The organism is Mycobacterium ahvazicum, from assembly GCF_900176255.2.
In the GTDB taxonomy this organism is placed as follows: domain Bacteria; phylum Actinomycetota; class Actinomycetes; order Mycobacteriales; family Mycobacteriaceae; genus Mycobacterium; species Mycobacterium ahvazicum.
In genome coordinates, this window is sequence record NZ_FXEG02000002.1 from 2213682 (window position 1) to 2236368 (window position 22687).

22 protein-coding genes are annotated in these 22687 nt (G+C 63.4%); 8 read left to right on the forward strand and 14 right to left on the reverse strand.

The genetic code is table 11. The annotated features are described in order from the left end of the window. Nucleotides 1-77 precede the first annotated feature (77 nt). The 4 genes from MAAFP003_RS12565 (at nucleotide 78) to MAAFP003_RS12580 (ending at nucleotide 3930) form a co-directional block, all read left to right on the forward strand. Nucleotides 78-584 carry an SRPBCC domain-containing protein gene (locus MAAFP003_RS12565; protein WP_096287377.1) on the forward strand — a complete coding sequence of 169 codons (507 nt, stop codon included), beginning with the start codon at nucleotides 78-80 and terminating at the stop codon, nucleotides 582-584. Between the two features lie 290 nt (nucleotides 585-874). Continuing rightward, complete coding sequence (locus tag MAAFP003_RS12570) at nucleotides 875-2002, forward strand: hypothetical protein (RefSeq protein ID WP_096287379.1); 1128 nt, start codon at nucleotides 875-877, stop codon at nucleotides 2000-2002. Nucleotides 2003-2005: 3 nt separating this feature from the next. Next, on the forward strand, nucleotides 2006-2788 hold the full coding sequence (locus tag MAAFP003_RS12575) for an SDR family oxidoreductase (protein ID WP_096287381.1): 783 nt from the start codon (nucleotides 2006-2008) through the stop codon (nucleotides 2786-2788). After that, complete coding sequence (locus MAAFP003_RS12580; protein WP_096287383.1) at nucleotides 2785-3930, forward strand: sulfotransferase family protein; 1146 nt, start codon at nucleotides 2785-2787, stop codon at nucleotides 3928-3930. The genes MAAFP003_RS12575 and MAAFP003_RS12580 overlap by 4 nt, the downstream gene beginning before the upstream one ends. Nucleotides 3931-4006: 76 nt before the next feature. On the opposite strand, the gene MAAFP003_RS12585 is transcribed toward MAAFP003_RS12580, so the two are convergent. After that, a complete protein-coding gene (locus MAAFP003_RS12585) occupies nucleotides 4007-4915 on the reverse strand; it encodes a hypothetical protein (RefSeq protein ID WP_096287385.1) in 909 nt (302 codons plus the stop codon). A 295-nt stretch (nucleotides 4916-5210) separates the two neighbouring features. Here MAAFP003_RS12585 and MAAFP003_RS12590 point away from each other — a divergent pair, with 295 nt between their 5' ends. Next, nucleotides 5211-5825: a TetR/AcrR family transcriptional regulator gene (locus MAAFP003_RS12590; protein ID WP_096287387.1), complete on the forward strand. Its 615-nt coding sequence runs from the start codon at nucleotides 5211-5213 to the stop codon at nucleotides 5823-5825. 50 nt (nucleotides 5826-5875) lie between these two features. Here MAAFP003_RS12590 and MAAFP003_RS12595 read toward each other — a convergent pair whose 3' ends face one another. From MAAFP003_RS12595 to MAAFP003_RS12645, 11 genes are all read right to left on the reverse strand, one after another. Next, the gene (locus MAAFP003_RS12595) at nucleotides 5876-6316 is read right to left on the reverse strand and encodes a nuclear transport factor 2 family protein (protein WP_243393894.1); all 441 of its coding nucleotides are present in this window, start codon (nucleotides 6314-6316) and stop codon (nucleotides 5876-5878) included. A 167-nt stretch (nucleotides 6317-6483) separates the two neighbouring features. Beyond that, nucleotides 6484-7560, reverse strand: coding sequence for a hypothetical protein (locus tag MAAFP003_RS12600; protein ID WP_096291091.1), 1077 nt, complete (start codon nucleotides 7558-7560; stop codon nucleotides 6484-6486). Between the two features lie 87 nt (nucleotides 7561-7647). Beyond that, a complete protein-coding gene (locus MAAFP003_RS12605) occupies nucleotides 7648-8526 on the reverse strand; it encodes an alpha/beta hydrolase (protein WP_243393895.1) in 879 nt (292 codons plus the stop codon). 67 nt (nucleotides 8527-8593) lie between these two features. Further along, the gene (locus MAAFP003_RS12610) at nucleotides 8594-9469 is read right to left on the reverse strand and encodes an SDR family NAD(P)-dependent oxidoreductase (protein ID WP_096287389.1); all 876 of its coding nucleotides are present in this window, start codon (nucleotides 9467-9469) and stop codon (nucleotides 8594-8596) included. Beyond that, nucleotides 9466-9948: a nuclear transport factor 2 family protein gene (locus tag MAAFP003_RS12615; RefSeq protein WP_096287391.1), complete on the reverse strand. Its 483-nt coding sequence runs from the start codon at nucleotides 9946-9948 to the stop codon at nucleotides 9466-9468. The genes MAAFP003_RS12610 and MAAFP003_RS12615 overlap by 4 nt, the downstream gene beginning before the upstream one ends. A 68-nt stretch (nucleotides 9949-10016) precedes the next feature. Then, complete coding sequence (locus MAAFP003_RS12620; protein WP_243393896.1) at nucleotides 10017-11054, reverse strand: acyl-CoA dehydrogenase family protein; 1038 nt, start codon at nucleotides 11052-11054, stop codon at nucleotides 10017-10019. Beyond that, nucleotides 11051-12187: an acyl-CoA dehydrogenase family protein gene (locus tag MAAFP003_RS12625; protein ID WP_096291093.1), complete on the reverse strand. Its 1137-nt coding sequence runs from the start codon at nucleotides 12185-12187 to the stop codon at nucleotides 11051-11053. Before MAAFP003_RS12625 ends, MAAFP003_RS12620 begins: the two co-directional genes overlap by 4 nt. Continuing rightward, nucleotides 12187-12963, reverse strand: coding sequence for a crotonase/enoyl-CoA hydratase family protein (locus tag MAAFP003_RS12630; RefSeq protein ID WP_096287393.1), 777 nt, complete (start codon nucleotides 12961-12963; stop codon nucleotides 12187-12189). Before MAAFP003_RS12630 ends, MAAFP003_RS12625 begins: the two co-directional genes overlap by 1 nt. Further along, on the reverse strand, nucleotides 12960-14378 hold the full coding sequence (locus tag MAAFP003_RS12635) for an aldehyde dehydrogenase family protein (protein WP_096287395.1): 1419 nt from the start codon (nucleotides 14376-14378) through the stop codon (nucleotides 12960-12962). The genes MAAFP003_RS12630 and MAAFP003_RS12635 overlap by 4 nt, the downstream gene beginning before the upstream one ends. 23 nt (nucleotides 14379-14401) lie before the next feature. Further along, nucleotides 14402-15508 carry a zinc-binding dehydrogenase gene (locus MAAFP003_RS12640; RefSeq protein WP_096287397.1) on the reverse strand — a complete coding sequence of 369 codons (1107 nt, stop codon included), beginning with the start codon at nucleotides 15506-15508 and terminating at the stop codon, nucleotides 14402-14404. 235 nt (nucleotides 15509-15743) lie between these two features. Continuing rightward, the gene (locus MAAFP003_RS12645) at nucleotides 15744-17414 is read right to left on the reverse strand and encodes an acyl-CoA synthetase (RefSeq protein WP_096287399.1); all 1671 of its coding nucleotides are present in this window, start codon (nucleotides 17412-17414) and stop codon (nucleotides 15744-15746) included. Between the two features lie 100 nt (nucleotides 17415-17514). Between MAAFP003_RS12645 and MAAFP003_RS12650 the strand changes: the two genes are divergently transcribed. Next, entirely contained in the window at nucleotides 17515-19443 is a 1929-nt protein-coding gene (locus MAAFP003_RS12650) for a flavin-containing monooxygenase (RefSeq protein ID WP_096287401.1), read from the forward strand. Then, on the forward strand, nucleotides 19440-20327 hold the full coding sequence (locus tag MAAFP003_RS12655; RefSeq protein WP_096287403.1) for an SDR family NAD(P)-dependent oxidoreductase: 888 nt from the start codon (nucleotides 19440-19442) through the stop codon (nucleotides 20325-20327). The genes MAAFP003_RS12650 and MAAFP003_RS12655 overlap by 4 nt, the downstream gene beginning before the upstream one ends. A gap of 40 nt (nucleotides 20328-20367) precedes the next feature. Here the strand turns inward: MAAFP003_RS12655 and MAAFP003_RS12660 are convergent, their stop codons facing one another. Both MAAFP003_RS12660 and MAAFP003_RS29595 read right to left on the reverse strand, forming a co-directional pair. After that, the gene (locus tag MAAFP003_RS12660) at nucleotides 20368-21006 is read right to left on the reverse strand and encodes a Dabb family protein (protein ID WP_243393897.1); all 639 of its coding nucleotides are present in this window, start codon (nucleotides 21004-21006) and stop codon (nucleotides 20368-20370) included. Then, a complete protein-coding gene (locus MAAFP003_RS29595) occupies nucleotides 20999-21346 on the reverse strand; it encodes a hypothetical protein (RefSeq protein ID WP_243393898.1) in 348 nt (115 codons plus the stop codon). Before MAAFP003_RS29595 ends, MAAFP003_RS12660 begins: the two co-directional genes overlap by 8 nt. 102 nt (nucleotides 21347-21448) lie before the next feature. On the opposite strand from MAAFP003_RS29595, the gene MAAFP003_RS12665 reads away from it, so the two are divergent. Next, complete coding sequence (locus MAAFP003_RS12665; RefSeq protein WP_096287405.1) at nucleotides 21449-22657, forward strand: NADH:flavin oxidoreductase; 1209 nt, start codon at nucleotides 21449-21451, stop codon at nucleotides 22655-22657. Nucleotides 22658-22687: the final 30 nt, after the last annotated feature.

Here is a 22687-nt window from a genome sequence, read left to right on the forward strand (position 1 = left end):
CGCGCGCCCCATGCCAACATTTCGACTTATCACGCTGCGCGGTGCGCCGTTCACTCCACATTGATCAGCGAGGTTCCATGCCGATTCTGCCAATCCCCGAGTATGACCCAAGCACGCTAGTGCGCTCCATTACGGTGGAGATCGAGGCGCCACCGGCTGTGGTGTGGGACGTCCTTATAGACCTCGACAATTACGGACGGTGGAATCCGTTTTGCGTAGCTGCCAAATCAACACTCACAATGGGCTCTCCGGTCGAGATGGTTCTCGCAGGGAAATACTCGGGCACTAACGGCACGTGGCTCCACACCGAATACGTGTGCGCGATTGTCCCGCAGCGTTTACTCTCCTGGGAGCAGCGAGCGACAGCGGAGTCTCCGTACGCCGCGCGGCGTGACCAGATTATCGAGCCGAGGGGAGACCGCGGGTGCCGCTACTACTCCACGGATGCATTCCTCGGACAACATGCAGCGCAAGTCATGACGGACACCGGCGGCTGGGTGAAGCAAGCTTTCGATGACACGGCGCTTGCGCTCAAGCAGTGCAGTGAGCGCACATACAGGTCGCGCACCAGCGCAGCGATCTGACGACCCTCATTAACCGACCGCTCCAGGAAGCGCATTCCGGAGGCGGCGTAAACCAGGAGTGCATCGGCCCAATCACGCAGCGCCGGAGGGACTTAGGCCAATACCTGTTGAGCAGCCGGAGAATAACGCAAGTGCCGACCAGGTCACGATGACAGGTACATCCGTTCCAGTCATCGGCTGCTAACTCGGGCGGTGACGCGGGCAAGAGCTTGTCAGCCTGGCCGCCAAAGCCTCCCGGAGAGTGGGCGGTCCGCGCGCTAGGAGTACGCCAGTGACCTACGGTCAAAACCGTGTTCTCCCAACCATTATTAGACGCGATAGCCGAAGCTGAACAGTTGATCGCGGCAGCGCCGCATGTAGAGAGCGATGCCGATCTGGCCGAGGGCCTGGTATATCTGGCGGGCGGCATCGTCGCCTGCACTCACCTAGCGTTCCACCTAGACCTCGACCATCCCTTTTTGTTCACGGGCACTGGTCCGTTCAGCAAGATGGGCCTGGACAACCCCGACACCCTGTACTTCGGCGCCAAGATGGTTGCTGGTTGCGAGTATGTGATCGCCGGCGTCCGCGGCACCACCACGGACCTGAGCTTCCAATATCTCGCCGGCGAGTACACCGACGACAGCGTGCCGGAAAGCGAAGTGGCCTTCGACGATCGCCAACTCGATATCGCCCCCGACGGCAGTTTCGAATGGCGGTTCACTCCGAAACGATCCGGGCAGCTGGTGATCCGCGAAGTGTACGGCGACTGGGCCCAACGGCGCGGGGCGATCACCATACACCGCACCGACACCTCCGGCAGCTCCCCAGCTCGGCCGACCGGTGCGGACGTCCACGAGCATTTCGCCAGCGCGGCATCGGCATTGGTTCAGCGGGTGAAGACCTGGCTGCAATTTCCGCAATGGTTCTATCTCAACCTTCCGGTGAACACACTGGTCGCCCCGCGGGTCACCCCGGGTGGGTTGACCACCCAGTACTCCTCGGCCGGACATTATGAACTGGCCCCGGACCAGGCCATGATCATCACAGTCCCGGTCAGTGACGCCCCCTATCAGGGCTTCCAGCTGGGCAGCATGTGGTACATCTCCCTTGACTACATCAACCACCAGACCTCACTCAACGGTGCTCAGACGCAAGTTGATCCCGACGGCAAGATGCGCATTGTGGTTGCTGAGCAGAACCCGGGGCTGACGAATTGGGTTGAGACACTGGGTCATCGACGCGGATACCTACAGTTTCGTTGGCAACGGTTGTCCCGCGAGATGGGCCAGGCCGACGCACCTACTGTCGAGGTGGTGGACTTCGACGCGATACCCGACACCCTTCCCTACTTCACTCATAGCAAGATCTCCGAGGCAGATTGGCGTGAGCGGATTGCCCTTCGCCAGAAGCAGGTAGCCCAAAGAATGCTGGGTTGATCGATGTCGGGGCTACTACGGGACAAAGTCATCGTGATCAGCGGCGTCGGACCTGGACTCGGTACCACTCTCGCCCGACGGTGCGCCGGCGAAGGCGCCGATCTCGTCTTGGTGGCACGAACGACCAGCCGACTCAAGGCGGTCGCCGAGGCTGTCATTGAAGTCGGCAGGCGCGCAGTACCTTTCGCCGGCGACCTCACGGTGGAGGACGACGTGAACCGACTTGTGGGCGCCGCGGTATCGGCCTTCGGCAGGGTTGATGGCCTTGTCAACAACGCATTCATGTCCCCATCGATGAAGCCTTTCGCTGAAACCACATTCGCGTACATCCGAGATTCCATGGAACTGACCGTCCTCGGAGCGCTCAGGGCGATTCTGGCTTTCTCACCCGCTCTTGCGGCTTCTGGCGGTGCAATTGTCAACCTCAGCTCGGCGGTCATCAGGCATTCCGATCCGCTATACGGTCCGTACAAGCTTGCGAAGTCAGCGTCGCTGGCGATGTCGCAATCGCTTTCCAGCGAGCTTGGCGGTCTGGGGATTCGGGTGAATTCCGTAGCGCCGGGCTACATCTGGGGGCAGGTGCTTCGCGAATACTTCGAGGCTCAGGCGCGCGAGTCCGGCGTCTCCGTGGATGCGGTCTATGCGGCCGTCGCCGAGAAATCCGACTTGAAGCGACTGGTCACCGAGGACGATGTCGCCTCGGCGATCATCTTTCTGCTCAGCAACATGGCCGGCGGAATCACCGGGCAGACCCTTGACGTCAATTGTGGGGAGTTCAAGGCATGACAAAGGCAACCGTCGTCGGAACTGTGGACGACCTGTGCGCTCAAGCGATCCAAAGAGCTGGGCACAGCGACTTCGGAGCCGATGAGGACAATTTCCGCGAAGCGCTCAGCGTGCTACTTGACTCCTATGAGCGCGAAGCGGGCTTCACGCCACTGGGTGCCACCATGACGCGGCACTACCTGCTGGGCGGCTTGGTGGCAAGGCTGCTGAGCGAGGCGGCATGGAAACGTCACCCCTCGCACGCGAACGTCTCGATTGAGCGCCCCATCTTCGTCACCGGGTTACCGCGGACGGGAACGACTGCCCTGCATCGTCTTCTGGGTGCCGACCCGGCCCACCAGGGATTAGAACTGTGGCTGGCGGAGTACCCCCAGCCGCGGCCACCCCGAGAAGATTGGGATAGCTACCCGGAGTATCGCCAACTGCAGGCCTACTACGCGAAGGCGCACCGGGAGAATCCGGAGTTTCTCGGCTTGCACTACATCGCTGAGGACGTCCTCGAAGAGTGCTGGCAATTACTGCGGCAGTCGGTCCACTCGGTGTCGTATGAATCATTGGCGCACGTGCCCACCTATGCGCAGTGGCTATCGAACCAAGACTGGGCACCGTCGTATCGCCGGCACCGCCGCAACCTCCAGTTGATTGGACTCAACGACGCCTCAAAACGTTGGGTATTGAAGAATCCCAGCCACCTGTTCTCGATCGACGCGATCTTCGAGACCTATCCGGACGCGCTGATCGTCCAGTGCCATCGTCCGCCCGAGACCCTGTTGCCGTCCATGTGCTCGCTAGCGGAGCATTCCACCAAGGGCTGGTCGAACACCTTCTCGCGGGAACAAATCGGCCATGACACTTTGGACACCTGGTCGCGTGCCATCGAGCGGTTCACGAGCAGTCGCGCCAAGTACAACCCGAACCAGTTTTACGACGTCGACTACTTCGACTTCGTTGCCGCTCCGGTAGACACCGTTCGAACCATTTATGAGCACTTCGGGTTTCCGTTGACCGAGGAGGCCGTATCCGCCATTGGTTCGGCTCACGAGGAGAGTCAGCTGGATCATCGTGCACCCAAGCACCGATACTCGCTGGACGACTACGGACTGACACCCGATGCGGTCAAGGCGCGGTTCGAGCACTGGTGACGATTGATCACTGCCCTCCATACTGAACCCAGTCAACGGTTTTCGACCGGAAGAAGCTGCTCGAAGTTCGAACTTCTCAGCTGGACGATACCGGCATGATGGGGATCTTCTTCATCGCGCTGGCGCGCGGATCAGGAGCGTCGGCGGCGGCTTTGTGGTTTTCTTCGCCGCGTGTGTAGGTCCACACGCAAAAGGGCTCTCCTTCGGCGAACTTGAAATCCTTTGGCGGCAAGTTGATGTCGAGTTTGCACCCGGGGAAGAACGGGGCGGAGATGCGTTGTTCGAAAGTGCAGTTCATCCACGCCCGGGCCGGCGGGTAAAGGCCTTCATCGGTGTATTTCTGGAGCACTTCACAGCGGCGCATGTTGAGCACGACGTGATCGGGGTTGTACACGATGTACTCACCCCCGTAGCCGAGTGTGCCATCGATACTGAGACAGGCCAGCTTAAGAAAGTCCACGACGTGCACCGGCTCGATCTTGAACACTTTGGCCAGCTTGGGATATTGGTAGTCGATGATCAGTTGATACATGCCGGGTAGCCCGAGCCAGACTTCTTCCTCGGGGATGATTTTGGTCCACTGATCGATGAAATAGTTGTGTCCTTTGAGGTACTGATCCCAATAGGTCTTGATCAGGCGTATCAAGGCCGGCTTCGTGAGGTCCTCGGTCTGCACGTCGAAAGGAATCGCTTGATACTGAGCGTTTTTCCAGTCCCAACCCGGAGGCGCGATATAACGTCCCATCGGCATCACCTGACGCATCCCGGCGCGCGACAGCTCCGCGGCGACGTCCATGGCGACATTGATGCCGACCTTCTCTGAATAGATCTTGACGTGCGCGTAGGGCACGAAGTTCAAGGTGTCTTCGAAGACGCGTGCTAGCCCCTGGAGGAAGTCGCGAGAAAAGTCCTCAACATTTCCGACCTTGCCCATGAAGTCATGGGTGTAGTCGTCGTAGTTCAGTTCCTCGGCTTGGGCAGTCATCTGGTTCTCCTCTTAATTGGCTGCGTGGCGCGGCGTGGTTGGCGTGTGGGCGTCTCCAAAGATGGGGACTGTGACGCCAGTGGCAACATTTCGCTGCCAGCACACCGCACCCGATCTGGTTGTCAGATTCCGCCATCAATGTCAGAATCTGACAATGATCAAGTTAGATCGTGAAGAGACCTAGGTCACTACCACCCTCCCGCTCAGTGGGAGGGCAACAATGCTGCGAATAGCGCTGTGAACAGCGCAGATAGTTAGGATTGGCGTAGTGATCGGGCGCAGGAAGGAGCCTGGGGTGAGCGTGGTGAGCAGGCCGGCGGCGCTCGCGGAGCGACGCGCCGAGGACCTACGGTTGTATATCGCGCAGAAAACCCGCGAGATCTTCCTGGCCGATCGGTCGACCTCGGCGACGGTGGAGCGAATCTGCGAAGAGGTGGGCATTGCCCCGCGAACGTTTCACCGCCACTTCCCGGTCAAAGAAGATGTCGTCATGCCGTTGTTTCGCCAATTCGGCAATCTGAGCATCCAAGTGCTGGCAGATGCCCCGCCCGAGGGTGACATCCTCGATACTCTCGTCGATGCTTTTGGCACCGAGGTTCCCAAGCGCGGACAGGTCGAGTTCGATCGCACGTTCATGGCACTCGTGGTCAACGACCCGCAGTATCGGCTCCGCTGGCTGGATTGGGGACAAGACCTCGCCGCCCCGATCACCGAGTTCCTCGAGACCCGGATCGACCTCGCAGATGACCCGTTTATCCGAGAATTGCCCGCGCAGTTGATCATTCAGGTGTGTCGTCAGGCTTATCTGCATTGGGTCAACGACGGCGACTTCGACAGGCTGAGGTCCGCGTTACGCGCCGGGATTCAGATGGTACTGGGCTCGCAGACAGTTCCGTTCTCGGGCCACTAACTCAATTTTCGCCTTCAGCCGTGAGCGCTGTTGAACTCGGCGAGACGTGCTTAGCCCTCGAACACCTCGAGTGGTCCGACATAGCCACGATTAGCCTTGACCCGCTTAGTGAGACGCCACATTCCATCTGCGCGCCGCTGCCAGGTGTCGTGATAGTCACCGAGGGTGTAGAAGCGGGTTGACGGGTCAGCCCGAGAGTTCAGGTGCACGTCGTGGATGTAGGTGCGGCTCACCGCGGTATCGCCGGTGATGTCGATGACGAGATTGCCCAGCAGGTGCTGGGTGGGACCGCAATTGTCGAGAAAACCCCGAATCATCTCGATGATTGCTGTGCTTCCTTCCAAATGGCCCGTTCCGAAGTCGCCTTGCGCATTCTCGGCCAAAATGTCGGCCATCGTGTCCCAATTGCGATCGTCCATCGCACGGGCGAACAGAGTGAGTGCGCGCGCGATGTCTCGCTCATCGCGCATCATTTGCAGTTGATCAACCATGGCGGCGTCCTTTCAGGAGTTGTCTCAAACCTGTTGCGACGCCAAGATACTCGCTGCTACCGCCAAGATATGTCGGTGCTCGAGGCAATAGTCCCCGACGTCTGCCGACCCGGCACACATGGGCGTAGAGGGATGCGAAACGACTTACGTTGTTAGTCCTTCGCTCGTCATGCCAACTGGAACGCGCTCAGTGGCGCTTCTTCTGGATAGGTTGACGGTCCGCCAAGGTCGTACGCCGCGTTAAGGGCGGCGATGAATCCAGGGTCGTGCAGGGGATCGCTGGGGGTGTCGAGCTTGATGCCCTTGCCCTTGAGATCGTCGACCATGATGCCGATGGCCCGTTCGATCGTGATGTCGTCGGAGCCGTCCATGTTCTTCTTGAGCTCGTCGAAGTCGGAGAACACTTCGGCGGACCAGTGCACCAGGAAACGCAATTCGTCGGTGTGGTGCCGGGCGATGACGTCGTCGCCATTCTTCAGAAGCCAGTGGCTGGGGTCGGCGGGGTCGCCGGTGAAGACAGTGTCGAAGGCCAACCCCGGCGGAACCTGTTGTTCCAGTGGCCCATTGGCTTCGCCACGGTGGACCATCATTTCGTTTTGCACCACTACACCGCGGTTGTTGATCGGCGGCAAGACCCGGGCGGGGGCCCTGAGTGGGCCATCGGGCCAGTAGGTGAAACCGGACCCCTCGTCCAGGGAGAACCAGGTGATGACCTGAGCCATTTTGATGAGGTAGTCGGTGAACAGGCCCGACTTGCCCATCACGCTGCACAGCCAGGTGGGGGCGTTCTCGTGGCGTACACCGCGGAAGCTCGGCGAGTCCAGATGGCCGGGATCGCGGTTGGCGCAGGGGCCGTTGATGTTGAACAGCATCATCTCAGGCTTGGCGTACTCGGCGTTCCAGTAGCTCTTCGCGTGCTCGAGGAACGTGGCGTTGTAGAAGCAGTCGTGCAGCTCTGGGTAGAGGACGGCCCCGTAGTTGGCCAGGTAGCCGCGGAATGTCGGCGTCAGAAAGAGGTCCAGCGACGGAGTGAATCCCTCGGGGAAGGCGCCGCTCATGGTGGCCATCAATTCGTCGGCCGACGCGAAGTGCTGGGCGATGATCAGCTTCCAAGGACCGTGCGCGTGTACGACATTGAGCAGCCGCTCGCGTTGATCGCCGGTGTAGACGTTGTCGACTTCGCGAGGCGGCGCGGCGGGCCGCAAAACGTTGGAAAGCTCCATCCGCCGCTCATCGGTGAGCATCACGGTCTCCTTCTGCATGGTGTGTGTTGATGTGATTTTGTCCGGCGCCGCCGTGCTGCGGTGTCGCGATGTCCGGTGATCGGGACATCAAAACGGCAGTGGATTGTCGAACTTGGCGCGAAGCAGCGCCCCGATTTCGGCGACGGCGAGCCGCCCGCGTGCCGTCGCTTGGGAGTACATGAGAAAGCCGTGGTACATGCCGGGGTAGCGGGTCAGCGTGGTCTGGACGCCGGCGTCGCAGAGGCGGGCCGCGTAGCGCTCACCCCAGTCTCGGATGGGGTCGCAGCCTGCCGTCGCGATGATCGCGGGCGGCAGCCCAGCAAGGTCGCCGGCATAGGCGGGAACCAGATACGGGTCTTCGGGGGGCCCGGCGTCACCGTCGGCCAGCGCGTGCATGTAGTCGATGTCGTCGCGGGTGAGCAGTGGCGCATCGGCCAGCGCAACGATCGACGGGGCCGTCATATCGCGGTCCAGTCCCGGATAGAGCAGCACTTGCGCGCAGATCGGCGGGCCGCCGCGGTGGCGGGCGGCCAGCGCAACCGCCGCCGCCAACGAACCTCCGGCGCTGTCGCCGACGACGGCGAGCCGGCTCGGGTCCACGCCTAACTCGTCTGCGTGGCTCGAGACCCAGGCGGTGGCGGCGTAGGCGTCGTCGAATTGGGCCGGGGGCGCTGACTCGGGTGCGAGGCGATAATCGACAGCCACGACGGTGGCGCCCGCCGCCGACGCGAGGGCGCGGGCCAGCGGTTCAAACGAGTGGTTGGACCCCATGACCAGGCCGCCGCCATGGAAGTACACCAGCAGCGGTGAGCGGGAATCAGCTGTGGGACGGTGGATTCGGGTTGGTATTGGCCCGGCGGCACCAGGGATGCTGGTATCGGTGATGCTGTCCATGTGTGGCATTGCCTCGGGCAGCGGTGCGGATTCGATTGCGGCGCGTACCGCAGCCAGACCCCGTTGGCGCATCGGCGCGATCGCACCGAAGGACGCGACTCGCGCGGCGGCATCGGGATCTAATGGAGAAGTGAGCACGCTAGTGCAGCGCCGGATCGAATCGGGGTTGAGTGCGCAACACCGGAGCCTGTTGGGAGGCAAGGATATCGGCGCGTTCTTGCATCGCCGATCCCACATAGCCGGGATGGGTCAGCAGATAGAAGCGGCCTTGGGCGGCTTGCTCGAACACCACGGCCGCGGCCGTCAGCGGGTCCATGGCGTCGGCCTTGAGGTCGAGCATGGCCGAGCGATGCCCCTCGGCGGCAGCCACATCCGCGGCGTTGTCGGCGTCGACACCGCCGGCTGACTCGAAAATATTGGTCGACACCGGACCGGGAAGCACGGCTTGGGCGTGAATATGGTGGTCGTGCCCGATGGACTGCAGCTCGAGGTTAAGGCATTCGGTCATCGCGAGTACCGCGTGCTTGCTCAGGATGTAGGGCGTTTGCAAGGGCATCGCGACGACCCCGCCGACCGAGGACACATTCCACACCCACGCCTGCTCGGTCGAGTCCATCATGCGCGGCAGGAACGCCCGGATGCCGTAGAAAACTCCACTGATGTTGATGTCGATGATCCGCTGCCAATTGGCCACCGGGGTGTCCCACAGGTAGCCGAACTGTTCAATTCCGGCGTTGTTCAACAACAACCGCACCGCACCGAAGTCCCGGTAGGTTCTGTCGGCAAGCTTTTGCATGGCGTCGGGGTCGCGTACGTCGCACACCACGTCGATCGCGGTGCTTCCCGCGGCGGTGAGCTCCTCGCGCAGCGCGGCGATACTTGGTGCATCGACGTCGGCAAGCACGACGGTCATGCCTAACTGGCTGGCGTAGCGGGCCATGCCGGCGCCGATACCGGAACCGGCCCCGGTGATGACCGCGACGCCGCCACCGAAGAGTTCGGCTGCACTCGTCATGACGCCGTGATCGTGGCGTCGGCGGGCAGCTCGGCTAGCAGTACGGAGTTGGTGGTGTCCAGCATGACGTCGATGTCGGTGAGCTCGAGGCCGTTAGGGCCGCGGCGCACACCGACATTGACCACTCCGCTGGATACCGCGAACGGCACGAAGTTGGTGATCTGGTTGACGAAGATGTAGAAGCGGGCCCGCGTCAGGCCACCGTCGGTACCGGTGCGGTACAGGTTGGTGGCGTGGTGGCGCAACGGGTAGGGGCTTTGCTTGCGATGCTCGGACAACCACTCCATGACCGCCTCACGACCGTTGAGTTCAGGTGACATCAACTCTTCGAAAGGGCTGGCGCCACTGTCGCTTCGGGTCAGGTAGTGCACATCGTCTGCGTGGCAGGCCCCCAGCTCGGTGTAGTGCGCCTCGTCGTAGTAGTACCAGTAGGCGGCGATGAACTCCTGCAATTCCGGCAGCGTGATGTCGTTGCTCATGTCACCAGTCAACCCTGGGTGTGGCATGGGTAACAGCCCAATGCCCGTTGAGTGGAACAGCGCCGCGTTCAGCCGGTGATCAAATTCCATAGCCCGGTGCCGCCCGCCTGCAGCGCCGCGTCGGTCACCCGAGCGTCCCAGTGTTGCACGGAGCCGAACTCGCCGCGCCAGACTAGGGCAGGCCGGGTGAACTCGTGCAAGCGGTGCTCGCGTGTGGTGCCGATCGCGCCGTGGACTTGGTGAGCGTGTCGCACCACCACCGAGGCGGCGTGGCCCACACACGAGCGGGCCACTGCGACAAGGAATCCCAGGTTGGGTCCCGACCAGCTGCTGGTGACCGCCACCGTCAGCGCGGCGTCGGTGGCCGACCGGGCCAGCGATGCCTGCGCGGCGATATCGGCGATCATGTTCTGCACCGCCTGAAAGCGCGAAAGTGGCCTACCGAACTGGATGCGTGAGCTCGCATGCTCGATACAAAGCTGCAGAATCTCGTCCAGAGCGGCACACACTTGTACAGCGCGCACCAGCGCCGATTTCAGCCGCAGCTGCTCGACTACCGCGGCCTCAAGGGGCACACCGCGCAAGGCGCCAGAATCGGCGATCACGACGTCGCGCGGCTCGCCGATCATGTTGACGCCGGGCGTGATCTGTAACGACTCGACGCCGACATCGGCGACGTGATGCTGCCCGCCGCGCTGCCAAATGACCGCGATCCGATCGGCTCCCGACGCCCACGGCACATCCCTGGCCGCCCCGTGGTCGTCGAGCAGGCACACGGTCCGTACCGCGGAGTCGCACCGCGAACCGCTGGCCTCCAACAGCCAGCACGCCAATAAATCGTGCTCGGCCAACGGGATTCGCGCCCCGTGGCGGACGGTGGCGGTAAGCAGCTCGGCTGCCTCATACCAGCCGGCGTCGCTGCCACCGCAGTGTTCGGGGCCGGTCAGTCGCACTAACCCGAGCTCGTCGAGCTGGCGCCACAACTGGGCGTCACGATCGACGGTGCCGGTGGGCGCGTGCGTGGTGCGATAGGCGCCCAACACCGCATCCATCATGTCGATCAGGGCCGGGTCGACCCGAATTGCCTCGACCGGTGCGGTGGTCATCGGATTCCCAGTCCGCGCGCAATCACGCCGCGCAACACCTCGTTGGTCCCGCCACGCAGGGTAAAGCCCGGACGCTGATCCACTGCGGCAGCGATCAGCTCCGCCGATGCCGAATCGGAGCTGCCGTGCCGGTCAACGAAGTCGGCGATGTCGCCTTCCATGGTCGTGCCGAGCACCTTGACCACCGCAGCAGCCACGTCAGCAGGCTCGCCGCGCTGCAGCGCGCCCGCGACCGCGGTCGACATCTGGTGCAGGCCGGTCACGCCGGCCACCAGACGCCCGAGGCTGTCATCTCGGGACATGCGTTGGTCGGCCATGCCGGTGGTCGCGGCCGCAAGCACGACGAAGGTGGACAGGAAACGTTCGGGTCCGCTGCGCTCAAAGCTCAGCTCGGAGGTCACCTGCGTCCAGCCGGCTCCGATGTCGCCGAACACCCTGGTGTCGGGCACGAATGCCTCCTCGAGGATCACTTCGTTGAAGTGGTGCGCCCCGTTCATCGAAATGATCGGACGGACCTGCACGCCGGGACCGCGCAGCTGCACGATGAACTGGCTAAGCCCGCCATGGCGATGGTCTGGGTCACTGGGCGCGGTGCGGGCCAGCACGATAAACGCGTGGGCGCGGTGTGCACCCGAGGTCCAGACCTTGGTTCCGGTGAGCGACCAGCCGCCCTCGACTCGCACCGCGCGGGTGCGCACACTGGCCAGATCGGACCCAGAATCGGGTTCGCTCATGCCGATGGCGAAGAAGCATTCGCCGCGCACAATCCGCGGCAGAAAATGCGACTTCTGAAATTCGGTGCCGTACTTGAGCAGTGCCGGCACGATCTGGCGGTCGGCGATCCAGTGCGCGGCCACCGGCGCTCCGGCTGCCAGCAGCTCCTCGGTGACGGCGAACCTTTCCAGAAAGGAGCGACCGTGCCCGCCGTACTTGACGGGCACGGTCATGCCGAGCCAGCCGCGTGCGGCCAGGGCGGCGGTGAATTTTTCGTCCCAGCCCGTGAGCCAGGCGTCCAAGGACGGCTCGAAGGCACCCGCGGTGTGTTGCTCGGCGAGAAACTGGCGGACCTCGGCGCGCAGCGCCTGCGTCGAGGGGTCGGCGGCGGCCGGTGGCACCAGCCGGGGCGGCGCCATCAACTTGTCTTCCATTTGGAGATGCGCTGTTCATGTTCGGGGTCGCGGTGGGCCAGCGGCTGCATGGCCGCGGCCATCCCCAGCGTGGTGTCCAAGGACGCGGTCTGGGATTCCCGTAACAGCCGTTTGGCCATGCGCAGCGCGTGTGGCGGGTTTTTCACGATGCGCTCGGCCAGCGCGTGCGCGTGGGCGAGCAGCTCCTCGTGGGGCACTACCTGACTGACCATGCCCCACTGTAGGGCGGTCGGCGCGTCGATGCGGTCACCGGTGAAGGTCATCTCGGCGGCCCGCTCGTAGCCCACCGCTCGCGGCAGAAACCAGGTGCCCCCATCGCCGGGGATCAGGCCGAGTTGCACGAAACTCTCGGCGAAGGACGCCCGTTCGGAGGCCACCCGGATGTCGCACATCATCGCCAGATCGCAGCCGGCACCGATGGCCGCCCCGTTGACTGCCGCGATGAGCGGGACCTCGAGGCGGGCCAGTGCCCGCGGGATCCGTTGGATGCCGTCGATGTAGGCGTGCCGTTGCGCCAGGGCGTCCAGGCCGAAGATGCCCTCTCGGTCGGCCATCTCTTTGACGTTGCCGCCGGCGGAGAAGATCTTGCCGTTACCGGTGAGGATGACGGCACGAATCCCGGTGTCGGCGTTGGCATTATCCACGGCCGCCTCGAACGCGGCAATGAAGTCTTTGCCGGTGATCGCGTTGCCCAGCTGCGGTAGGTCGATCGTCCACACCTGCGTGGGTCCGTTGGTGGCGATATCCAGCGGCCCGCTCATGCGGGCAACTGCAGGGACTTGGTTTGCAAATACTCTTCGAACCCGGCGCGGCCGAGCTCGCGCCCGATGCCGGATTTCTTATAGCCGCCGAACGGCGCCACTGGGTTGTATTTGCCGCCGTTGATGTCGAGCTGACCGGTCTGTACGCCGCGCGCGAATGCGATGGCACGGTCGGTGTCGCCGGCCCACACCGCACCGGATAACCCATAGGGGGTTCCGTTGGCGATGCGCAGGGCGTCGGATTCGTCGGTAAACGGTATGACCGCGAGCACAGGGCCGAAGACCTCTTCTTGGCCGAGTTCGGAGTCCGGGTCGACGTCGACGAATACCGTGGGTGCGAGGTAATAGCCGACGTCGCAGACCCGATCGGCACCCCCAGTGAGCAGCCGCGCACCGTCACGCTGGGCACGCTCGATAAAACCACGCACGGTGTCGAACTGCGCCGCTGAGGCCGAGGGGCCGATTCGGGTGGCCGGGTCGAGCGGGTCGCCCACGGTGTACTTCGACACCGCGGCCTCGACCAAGTCCAGGGCTTCGCTATAGCGGGACTGGGGCACCAGCATTCGTGTCCAGGCCATGCAGGTCTGACCGCCGTTGAGGAAGGCGTTGCCGACTCCTACCTTGACGGCGCTAGCCAAATCGGCATCTTCGAGGATGACGTTGGCGGACTTGCCGCCCAGTTCGAGAGCGACCTTTTTCACCGACCGCCCGGCCAGCTCCCCGACGCGGGCACCTACGCCGGTGGATCCGGTGAACGACACGAAGTCGATATCGGGATGGGCGGCGATGTGCTCGCCGATCAGCGCACCGCGACCGGACACCAGGTTCACCACACCGGGCGGCAGCCCGGCCTCCTCGAGGGCCTCAACGAACTCGAACACCGACAGCGGTGCTTCATTGCTGGGTTTGAGGACAACCGTGCAGCCGGCCGCGATCGCCGGCAGCACCTTGGCGACCACCTGATACAGGGGGTAGTTCCACGGGGCGATCGCGCCGACCACGCCGTAGGGTTCGCGCAGGATCAACGAGTTGCCCACGCGTTCTTCAAAAGTGAAGGTGTCCAGCACCTCGGCGAAGCCACGGCCCACCGCCAGCGGGACCTGGGTTTGCACGGTCTGTGCAATGCGCACGGGCGCTCCCATTTCGCGGGTGATCGTCTCAGCGATGTCTGGCAAGCGCTTTTCCAGCGCGGTGATCACCGCCGCGACGCGCGCGCGGCGCTCGGCGGGGCTGATCAGCGGGTCAAAGGCCCGCCGTGCCGCGGCTACGGCGGCGTCCACGTCGGCTTCGGTGCCCGCCGGGACGGTGCCGATGACCTGCTCTGTCGACGGGTCGATCACGTCGATGAGGTCGCTGCCGGCCGGGGTGACCCACCTGCCGTCGATGAACAGCGTTTTTCGTGCGTAGTCATGCATGAGGCGTGGTCTGCTTTCTGTCGTTAGGGCACGATGCTCGCGCGAACGTCGCGCTTGCTGTCGGCCGCGGCGAAGGCGTCGTTGATCTGGTCGAGTGGGTAACAGGCCGCGGCCAGACGGTCTAACGGAAGCCTGGCCTGGTGTTGTTCAAGAAACGTCAGCGCCCGCGACAACACGATGGGGTCGTACAACGAGACGCCGACCATCGTCTTATTGCCGAAGACAAAACGGGAGGGATCGAAGTCGAACGTCTTGCCGATGTTGATGTTTCCGATCTCCACGTAGCGGCCGAACTGTCCGAGCATCTTGAGGCCTTCATCGATGGCGGAGGGGTGGCCAACCACCTCGACCACGACATCGGCGCCCTGGCCGTCAGTCAGTTGTCGCACGAGCTTGGTCCGGTCTTTGACCGTCGCGACGTCGTTGATGTCGATGACGGTGTCGGCGCCGAAGGAGGTCGCTAACTCCAATCGCTCGGCGACACCGTCGATTGCGATCACGTGGGCAGCGCCGCGCGCTTTTGCCACCGCCACCGCGTAGAGACCCAGCGCGCCCGCGCCTTGCACCACGACACACTCACCGAGTTGTTGGTTGACGCGTTCTAGGCCATACATCACTTGTGACAGCGCACAATTCGCGCCTGCGGCGATGTCATCGGAAACCGAATCGGGCACCGTGTAGACCACCGCGTTGGCGGGCAACAGGAAGTAGTCGGCGTAGCCGCCCACAAAATACGGGGGTTCGTCGGCGCGCCCGAGCATGGCCATCGTCAGCTTCACACAGCTGTGGCGCCTGCCGGCCAAGCAGTTTCGGCATGTGTGGCACGAGAAGAAGTAAGGGAACACCACTCGGGTGCCCGCTTTCAGGGGCGCGCCGTTGGAATCGGTGCTCACGCCCGCGCCTAACGCCTCGACGGCGCCGACCATCTCGTGGCCCAAGACGGTGGGCAGTTGACCTCCCAGACCGCCCGTGGCAAACGTGCCGTGCCAGGCGTGCAGGTCTGAGCCGCAGATGTTGGCACGACTCACCTTGACAAGGATCTGACCAGGACCCACCTCCGGAAGTCTGACTGTCTCGATCTCAAATGGTTTGGTGGGAGCGTCAAACCGGGCGATACGTCCCTGGAACACGGGGGCGGCGTCCTTTCGGTGCAGTGGATCGGGCCGATCCGGCCAAGCCGCTGGCGTAGGTTGCAAGGCTTGTGTCGGAGGGTGCGCGATGGCAGCGTGTGCAAGGGCCCACGCAGCGGTCGCTGCTAGGCAGACTAAGTCGCGTGCGCTGTCGCTAGACTCGGCCTTCCCACCCAGCGGTCACCGAGCTCAGACAGGGCGGCCGCACGTTCGCCCCGCAGGGTGTCACGACGGGTTAGTTCGCCGTTGGCTGGGCGAGGTCGAAGCGGTCTCGTAGCTCGCGTTTGAGCAGTTTTCCGCTGGGGTTCTTCGGCAGTGCATCGACAAAGAAGATGCGTTTGGGTGTCTTGAAGCCGGCCAGGTGCTGGCGGCAATGCGCGAGGACGTCGGCTTCGGTGAGTGCGACGCCATCGCGCGCCACGATTGCTGCGACCACGGCCTCCACCCAGATCGGATGTGCCAGGCCGAACACCGCGGCCTCCTGGATACCGTTGTGCCGGTAAAGGATTTCCTCGACTTCACGGCTGGCGACGTTTTCACCACCGGTTTTGATCATGTCCTTTTTGCGGTCCACGACGTGCAACAGCCCGTGATCGTCGTAGAAACCGAGGTCCCCGGAATGAAACCAGCCACCGCGGAAGGCCTCGGCCGTCTTGTCGGGGTCGTCGAGATAACCCACCATCAGATGTGGGCTGCGATGGGCGATTTCACCCACCACGCCGGATGCGACGGGACAGTCGTTGTCGTCGAGGATCGTCGTCTCGACGTTGACCACCGGGCGTCCGGCCGACCCGGCGTGGGCGTCTTGTTCGTCGGGTCCCAACGCCGAGGCCAGCGGCGCCATTTCGGTCTGACCGTAGAAGTTCCACAGTCTCAAATTCGGGAGTCGTCTGCGAATTTCGTGCAGGATTTCCGTGGGCATCGGCGATGCACCGTAGTAGCCCTTGCGCAAGCTGGACAGATCAACGTCGTCAAAGATCGGGCAGCGCAGTAGCGAAATCCAGACTGTCGGCGGCGCAAAGTAATTCGTCACCCCGTAGCGCTCGATGGTGCGCAGGATCAGTTCGGGGTCGGGCCGGGGCACGATGATGCTGGTAGCCCCCAGATAGAGGTCGGTGGCCAGAAAGTTGTCCAACTGCGCGCAATGGTAGAGCGGCAGTGAGTGGATTTCGACATCGTCGGGTGACATCGACCCGGCCACAATCGTGCTGACGTACTGCCACATCAGGCTGCGACTGGTGTGCATGACCGCCTTGGGCCGCGATTCGGTTCCGCTGGTGTACATCAGCCGCACGAGCCGCTCATCGTCGCTGGGCATGGTCGGGGCGGCACTGGTTGTGGTGAGCCACTGGGCGAAATCGTGCCAGCCCGCAGGCGGGATCGCCCCGTCGGGCATCAGCGCAACCTTCGTCTCGACCGCCCCGCTGTGGCGCATCGCTTCCTCGGCGATCGCCGTGAGTTCGGATTCGACGATGAATCCGCGCACGCGACTATGACTAAGGATGTAGGCGATCTCCTCGGCGGTGAGCATGAAATTGATCGGCACCAAAACAACGCCGGCGCGCGCCGTCGCAAACGCCAAGACCGCGTATTGCCAACAGTTATGCGCCAGCAGCGCGATGCGATCACCGGGGCTTAAGCCGTTGTCGTGCAGCGCGGCTGCGGCCTTGTCCACCAACAGGTCGAACTCGGCGAACGTCAGTACGACATCGCCATCGATGATCGCGGTCTTGCCCGGCTGCCGGCGAGCCGAGCGGCGGGGGATATCGCCGAGCGATTGACTGCGTGCTTGTGCGATCACCGTGTCGAGTTCCAGTGTCACAAGGCTGGGCAGCGCGCCAGCGCTCGAAGCGACACGACCATGATCGGTGTGCTCACCTAACGCGTGGTCGTGGACCGGTTGCATACGACGAACCCTAGGCCCGGATGCGGTGCCGGGGATGCTGGTCTCCCGCTGAGTAGACAACTGCGGTGCCGCACGTGGGTCCAGGCTTCAGACTCGAAGCATGACCGCCGCTACTGAATCGACGTCACCCACCGGACCGGCCGTGCCCGATCCCGATGAACTACGCGCCAACCTGCGCCAGGCTGACGCGGGTGTACTGCTGGCGGTGCTGGCGCAGCTCACCGGCGATCTGTCGGTGATCGACACCTACGCACCCAAGCTCTCCTATGTTGCCGATCCACCCGAACAGGCCGGCGTCACCGACCCTGCGACCGCTGAGTCGTTGGTCGACGCTCTTGTCGAGGTCCTGGGGCGCTCACCGCGCCGCGGCGCCGCCCCAGCGGTGGATCGTGACTTCTTCGCACGGCTGCTGCCCGTGGCGCTGGGTTCCCAAGTCGATGACGAGCAAGTGGACCTGCTACTCGAACAAGGGGGGTTCCAGCGCTCACAGCCGACTTTGCCGCGCAACGTAGCGATCCCCGACACCATCAACATCGCCGTCATCGGTGCCGGTCTTGCCGGGATCAGCGTGGCGCTGGCTGCCGCCGCCGAGGGTGTGGCGTTTGAGATCTTCGACCGCAATGAGGAGGTCGGCGGAACCTGGCTGACCACGACTTACCCGGGCATCGGTGTGGATACACCGTCGGCGTATTACTCGCTGTCATGGGAAGTCAACCCGGACTGGAGTAGCTACTACCCGCAGGGCGGGGAGTATCAGAACTATTTGGTGGAGCTGGCCACTAAACACAAACTGCGCGAACATATTCGGTTCGGCACCGAGGTGGAGGCGCTGTGGTGGGACGATGAGCGCAGCCACTGGGAAATCCATGCGGTCGACAGCCAGGGTGGGCGTACGATCAGCTACGCTGCCGTCGTGGTCGCCGCGACCGGCTACCTCAACCGCCCGCGCTGGCCTGACGTCAAGGGCCGAGATACCTTCGCGGGCACCAGCATTCACTCAGCGTTGTGGGATTCCTCGGTTGACCTCACTGGCAAGAAGGTGGCAGTGGTCGGGGCCGGTTGTACGGCGGTGCAAATCGTCGACGCCTGTGTTGACCAGGTCGAGCACCTGACGGTGTTTCAGCGTCAGCCGCACTGGGTGGCGCCGCGCAAGCGGCTCACCGATGAGGTGCCCGCGTTTCGGCGCTACCTCGGACGGCATCTGCCCTACTACGCGAATTGGCATCGGCTCAAGTCGTATTGGGGCACCGCGGACAACAATTACCCGATTATTCTACAAGACCCCGACTGGAATAGGGAACACCTGTCGATCTCGCCGGCCAACGACGTCCTGCTGCAGATGTGCCTGCGCTACATCGAGGACACCTTCGGCAAAGACACCGAGTTAGCCAAAAAGGTCACCCCGGATTTTGCGCCCTATGGCAAGCGCATCATCCGCGATCCGGGCGGCTATTACGCGGCGCTGACTCGCGAGCACGTCGACGTGGAGGCCAGCGAACCTGCCGAGGTTAATGCGAAAGGCATTGTGACTCAAGAGGGTCGCCAGATTGATCTCGACGTCATCATCTATGCGACGGGCTACTATCTGGATTTCTTGTCGACCGTAGACATCCGTGGTCGCGGCGGCATCAAGCTGGCCCAGGAGTGGGGCGATAGCCCCCGTGCGTATCGTGGCGGCACCGTGCCGGGGTTTCCCAACCTGTTCGTCATGTCGGCGCCCAACTACAGCCCGGGTCACGGCGCGGGCGCCAACTTCTCGATGGAGGTATTGGCCCACTACATCATGGAATGCCTGCAATTGATGGCCTTGCGCGGCGCCGCCACCATCGAGGTCACCCAGCAGGCGTACGAGGACTACGTCGCAGCGATCGATGAGGCGATGCTCGGCACCGTGTGGTGCCACACGCCCAACGCCCACACCTATTATCGGTCGGGTTCGGGCCGGGTGGTGGTGGCCACCCCCTATCGGCTGGTCGATGTCTGGCATCAGCACCGCGCCCCCATCGAAGAGGACTTCATCCTCCGGTGAGCCAATTACTTGCCGGCAAAACAGCGTTGGTGACAGGCAGCAGCCGCGGTATCGGTCGTGCGATCGCCCAGCGGTTGGCTGCCGAAGGCGCCACCGTCGCGGTGACCGCACGCGCGCACGCGCCGTCGCAATCGAATCGGGCGGGCGCTACCGGCACGTTGCCGGGAACGATCGCCGAAACCATTGCGCTCATTGAGGATTCCGGCGGATCGGCGTTCGGGGTCGTCGCCGACCTCGAAGATGCTCAGGCACGTGAAGCCTTGATCGACCAAGTGCTTGACCGTGCCGGGCGCATCGACATCCTGGTGAACAATGCCGGTTTCGCCGACTACTCTGTCATCGAGGAGATGTCGCTGGCGACCTTTGACCGTACCGTCGAGCACTACCTGCGCACGCCCTTCGTCTTGACCAAGATGGCGGTTCCGCATATGCGCAAACAGGGCGGCGGCTGGATCGTCAACATCGGTTCCGTCACCGGGGTGGCACCAGTGCGGCCCTACCGCGAATACAACAAAACCTCCGGTGACGTCATTTACGCTTCCTGCAAGGCCGCGTTGCACCGCTTTACCCAGGGGGTGGCTGCGGAGTTGATCGACGCCAACATCGCGGTGAATTGTGTTGGCCCGTCGACAGCGATACGCACGCCGGGGGCATCCTCGCTTATCCCGGCCGACTTTCCGACCGAGCCCGTCGAGTACTTGGCCGAGACGGTGCTGGCGATGTGTCATGTGCCGGCGGCCGAACGCACCGGCCTCGTGGCTTTCAGCCTGCACTACCCGTGGTCACAGCAGCTGACAGTCCACAGCCTGGATGGCACATCAGAGCTGCCGTCGCTGCAACCACCCTCGACCGCCAACCCCAACATTTCGGCCACCGGGATGTGAGGTGATCGGCGCGGCGGTAAACGCATCGCGTCGGCAAAGACTAGGTTTGGCTAGCGGTTAGAATCGGATGATCGCAGTGACAGAAGCTGTGGCACACCCGGTCTCGGATGATGACCTCGGGGCATTCGGGGTCAAACCAGCGGTCCACGACTGCCCAATGGATCGGATGCATCAGGTACGGACCCATCAGTGCGTCGATGTCGCTGAACTCTTGCTCGAACACGTGCGTCCACTCTGATGACCCGATAGCGTCGTCGACCTTGCTGAGCTGCCACGCCCGGATGGTGGGAATGAATTGCGGCATTCGCGACAGCTCTTTTTCAAAGCGTGCCACGGCGGCGGAATCGGTGTCGGCCGCCACCCGCAACAGCAAGGCACGATAGACGGTGCCGGTATCGCTGCCGGTGCGCGTGGGGAGACCTCGGTAACTGGCTCCATTGATGTGGGTGATCGCGGGATCGCCCAACAGTGCGGCGAAATCATCTGCGGCGGAAAGCCATTGGCTCTTGGAGTCGAACCGTAAGTGGACGAGGAGATCGCCGCCGTTGCGCACGCCCGGCAGTGTCGGTTCGACGAGGCGGTGCTGCGCGCCGGTTGCCCTGGCGCCGGCGCGCACCGCAGCCAGTATTCGGTCGCGATGCTGGTCGGCGACGTCGAGCAGTCGGGTGACGCTATACATCGCAGAGCGCATCGACGTCGTCGGCGGCTGAGGCGACCGATCGCGATCGGTGGGTAACCAGGTGGGAGATCTGAGACCACCATTGCGCCAGTGTCGGGTCGGGGCGGCCCTTCCACGTCATCTCCCACCACGCCTGCGGGCTGGGCAAGGTCCAGGTGACGGTGACGGTGTTGGGTTGATCCTCAAACCAGATCGGCGGGCTGACCAGGACATCGCGCAGCGTCATACCGCGGGAACGGGCTCCCGGCGCGTACTCGTCGAGGTAGGTCTGCACGAACTTTCGTGCGCACCCGGGCCGTGTGATCACCGTGTCGATGACGAAGACTTGCCCGTCTGCCATGACGGCGACGGTACCGAGTGGTGGTGAGATCAAACCAGGTGCGCTCCCGGCCACCGGGAAGGACTCGTTGCGCTTGTCCCAGATCCGTATCACGGTAGGCAGGTGAGTTCTTTATTCGGCCCCGTCCAGCTTGGGCCCGCAACGTTGCGCAACAGGGTCATTAAGGCGGCCACCTCCGAGGGTCGATCGCCGCAGGGCTTGGTCACCGATGATCTGATCGCCTTTCATCGAGCATTCGCCGACGGGGGCGTGGGCATGACCACAGTTGCCTACTGTTGTGTCGCGCCCGAGGGTGCCAGCGCGCCCGGCCAGATCGTCATGAGCTCACAGGCTCTGCCCGGTTTGCGCAGGCTCACCGATGCCGTGCACGCGAGCGGCGCCGCGATCTCGGCCCAGCTGGGCCACGCCGGGGTGGTGGCCCCCAGGGCGCTGACCGGCGTGACGGCCCTGGCTCCGAGCCGGTTCATCAATCCGACATCGTTGGCCTACTGCCGTGCGATCACACGCGAGGAGATCTCGACGGTCATCGGCCAGTTCTGCGCGGCCACTCAGGTGGCCATCGAGGCCGGATTCGACGCGGTCGAACTGCATTTCGGGCACCTCTATCTGCCGAGCTCCTTTTTGAGCCCGCGGATCAACCGGCGCAGCGACGAGTACGGCGGATCCATCGACAACCGCTCCCGATTGGTGCGCGAGATCGCCGAACGGGTCCGAGAGGTGGCGGCCGGTCAGATCGCCGTCATCGCGAAGTTGGATATGGATGACGGTCTGCCTGGCAGCATTTGGATCGATGAGGCGCTGCGCACAGCGCAGCTCCTCGACGTCGACGGCACGCTGGACGCGATCGAACTGACCCAAGGGTCTTCGGTCTTCAAGCCGATGTATCTGTTCCGCGGCGACGTGCCGGTGCGAGAGTTCGCCCGCGTCATGCCGGCCGCGCTGCGGCCCGCTATCAGGTTGGCCGGCAAGCGTGTGATGGGCAGCTACCCGTATCGCGACCTCTACATGCTTGAGGCCGCACGCCAATTCGTGCCGGTGGTGCGCAACACCAAGCTGATCCTGTTGGGTGGCATCACCAATCGTGACCACGTCGAGACCGGTATCGGTGAGGGGTTTGACTTCGTGGCGATGGGGCGGGCGTTACTGCGCGAACCCGACTTGGTCAATAAAATGATCACCGATCCGGCCACGCGCAGCCGGTGCAACCACAACAACAAGTGCATGGTGACCGTGTTCGGCCGAACCCATTGTGTGCTCGATCCCGAACAACGCTACGGGCCGCCCACCAAGGTCGACGAGCAGACCGGCTAGCCCGCGCCGCGCCAAATCACCGTAGTGCTA

Excerpts from the sequence above, each read along its gene's own strand:
- MAAFP003_RS12635 (WP_096287395.1), bottom strand. The coding sequence starts at position 14,378 with ATGCATGACTACGCACGAAAAACGCTGTTCATCGACGGCAGGTGGGTC.
- MAAFP003_RS12605 (WP_243393895.1), bottom strand. The coding sequence starts at position 8,526 with ATGCGCCAACGGGGTCTGGCTGCGGTACGCGCCGCAATCGAATCCGCA.
- MAAFP003_RS12615 (WP_096287391.1), bottom strand. The coding sequence starts at position 9,948 with ATGAGCAACGACATCACGCTGCCGGAATTGCAGGAGTTCATCGCCGCC.
- MAAFP003_RS12645 (WP_096287399.1), bottom strand. The coding sequence starts at position 17,414 with ATGCAACCGGTCCACGACCACGCGTTAGGTGAGCACACCGATCATGGT.
- MAAFP003_RS12610 (WP_096287389.1), bottom strand. The coding sequence starts at position 9,469 with ATGACGAGTGCAGCCGAACTCTTCGGTGGCGGCGTCGCGGTCATCACC.
- MAAFP003_RS12600 (WP_096291091.1), bottom strand. The coding sequence starts at position 7,560 with ATGCTCACCGATGAGCGGCGGATGGAGCTTTCCAACGTTTTGCGGCCC.
- MAAFP003_RS12565 (WP_096287377.1), top strand. The coding sequence starts at position 78 with ATGCCGATTCTGCCAATCCCCGAGTATGACCCAAGCACGCTAGTGCGC.
- MAAFP003_RS12595 (WP_243393894.1), bottom strand. The coding sequence starts at position 6,316 with ATGGTTGATCAACTGCAAATGATGCGCGATGAGCGAGACATCGCGCGC.
- MAAFP003_RS12625 (WP_096291093.1), bottom strand. The coding sequence starts at position 12,187 with ATGGCGCCGCCCCGGCTGGTGCCACCGGCCGCCGCCGACCCCTCGACG.
- MAAFP003_RS12620 (WP_243393896.1), bottom strand. The coding sequence starts at position 11,054 with ATGACCACCGCACCGGTCGAGGCAATTCGGGTCGACCCGGCCCTGATC.
- MAAFP003_RS12660 (WP_243393897.1), bottom strand. The coding sequence starts at position 21,006 with ATGTATAGCGTCACCCGACTGCTCGACGTCGCCGACCAGCATCGCGAC.
- MAAFP003_RS12650 (WP_096287401.1), top strand. The coding sequence starts at position 17,515 with ATGACCGCCGCTACTGAATCGACGTCACCCACCGGACCGGCCGTGCCC.
- MAAFP003_RS12580 (WP_096287383.1), top strand. The coding sequence starts at position 2,785 with ATGACAAAGGCAACCGTCGTCGGAACTGTGGACGACCTGTGCGCTCAA.
- MAAFP003_RS12630 (WP_096287393.1), bottom strand. The coding sequence starts at position 12,963 with ATGAGCGGGCCGCTGGATATCGCCACCAACGGACCCACGCAGGTGTGG.
- MAAFP003_RS12575 (WP_096287381.1), top strand. The coding sequence starts at position 2,006 with ATGTCGGGGCTACTACGGGACAAAGTCATCGTGATCAGCGGCGTCGGA.
- MAAFP003_RS12585 (WP_096287385.1), bottom strand. The coding sequence starts at position 4,915 with ATGACTGCCCAAGCCGAGGAACTGAACTACGACGACTACACCCATGAC.
- MAAFP003_RS29595 (WP_243393898.1), bottom strand. The coding sequence starts at position 21,346 with ATGGCAGACGGGCAAGTCTTCGTCATCGACACGGTGATCACACGGCCC.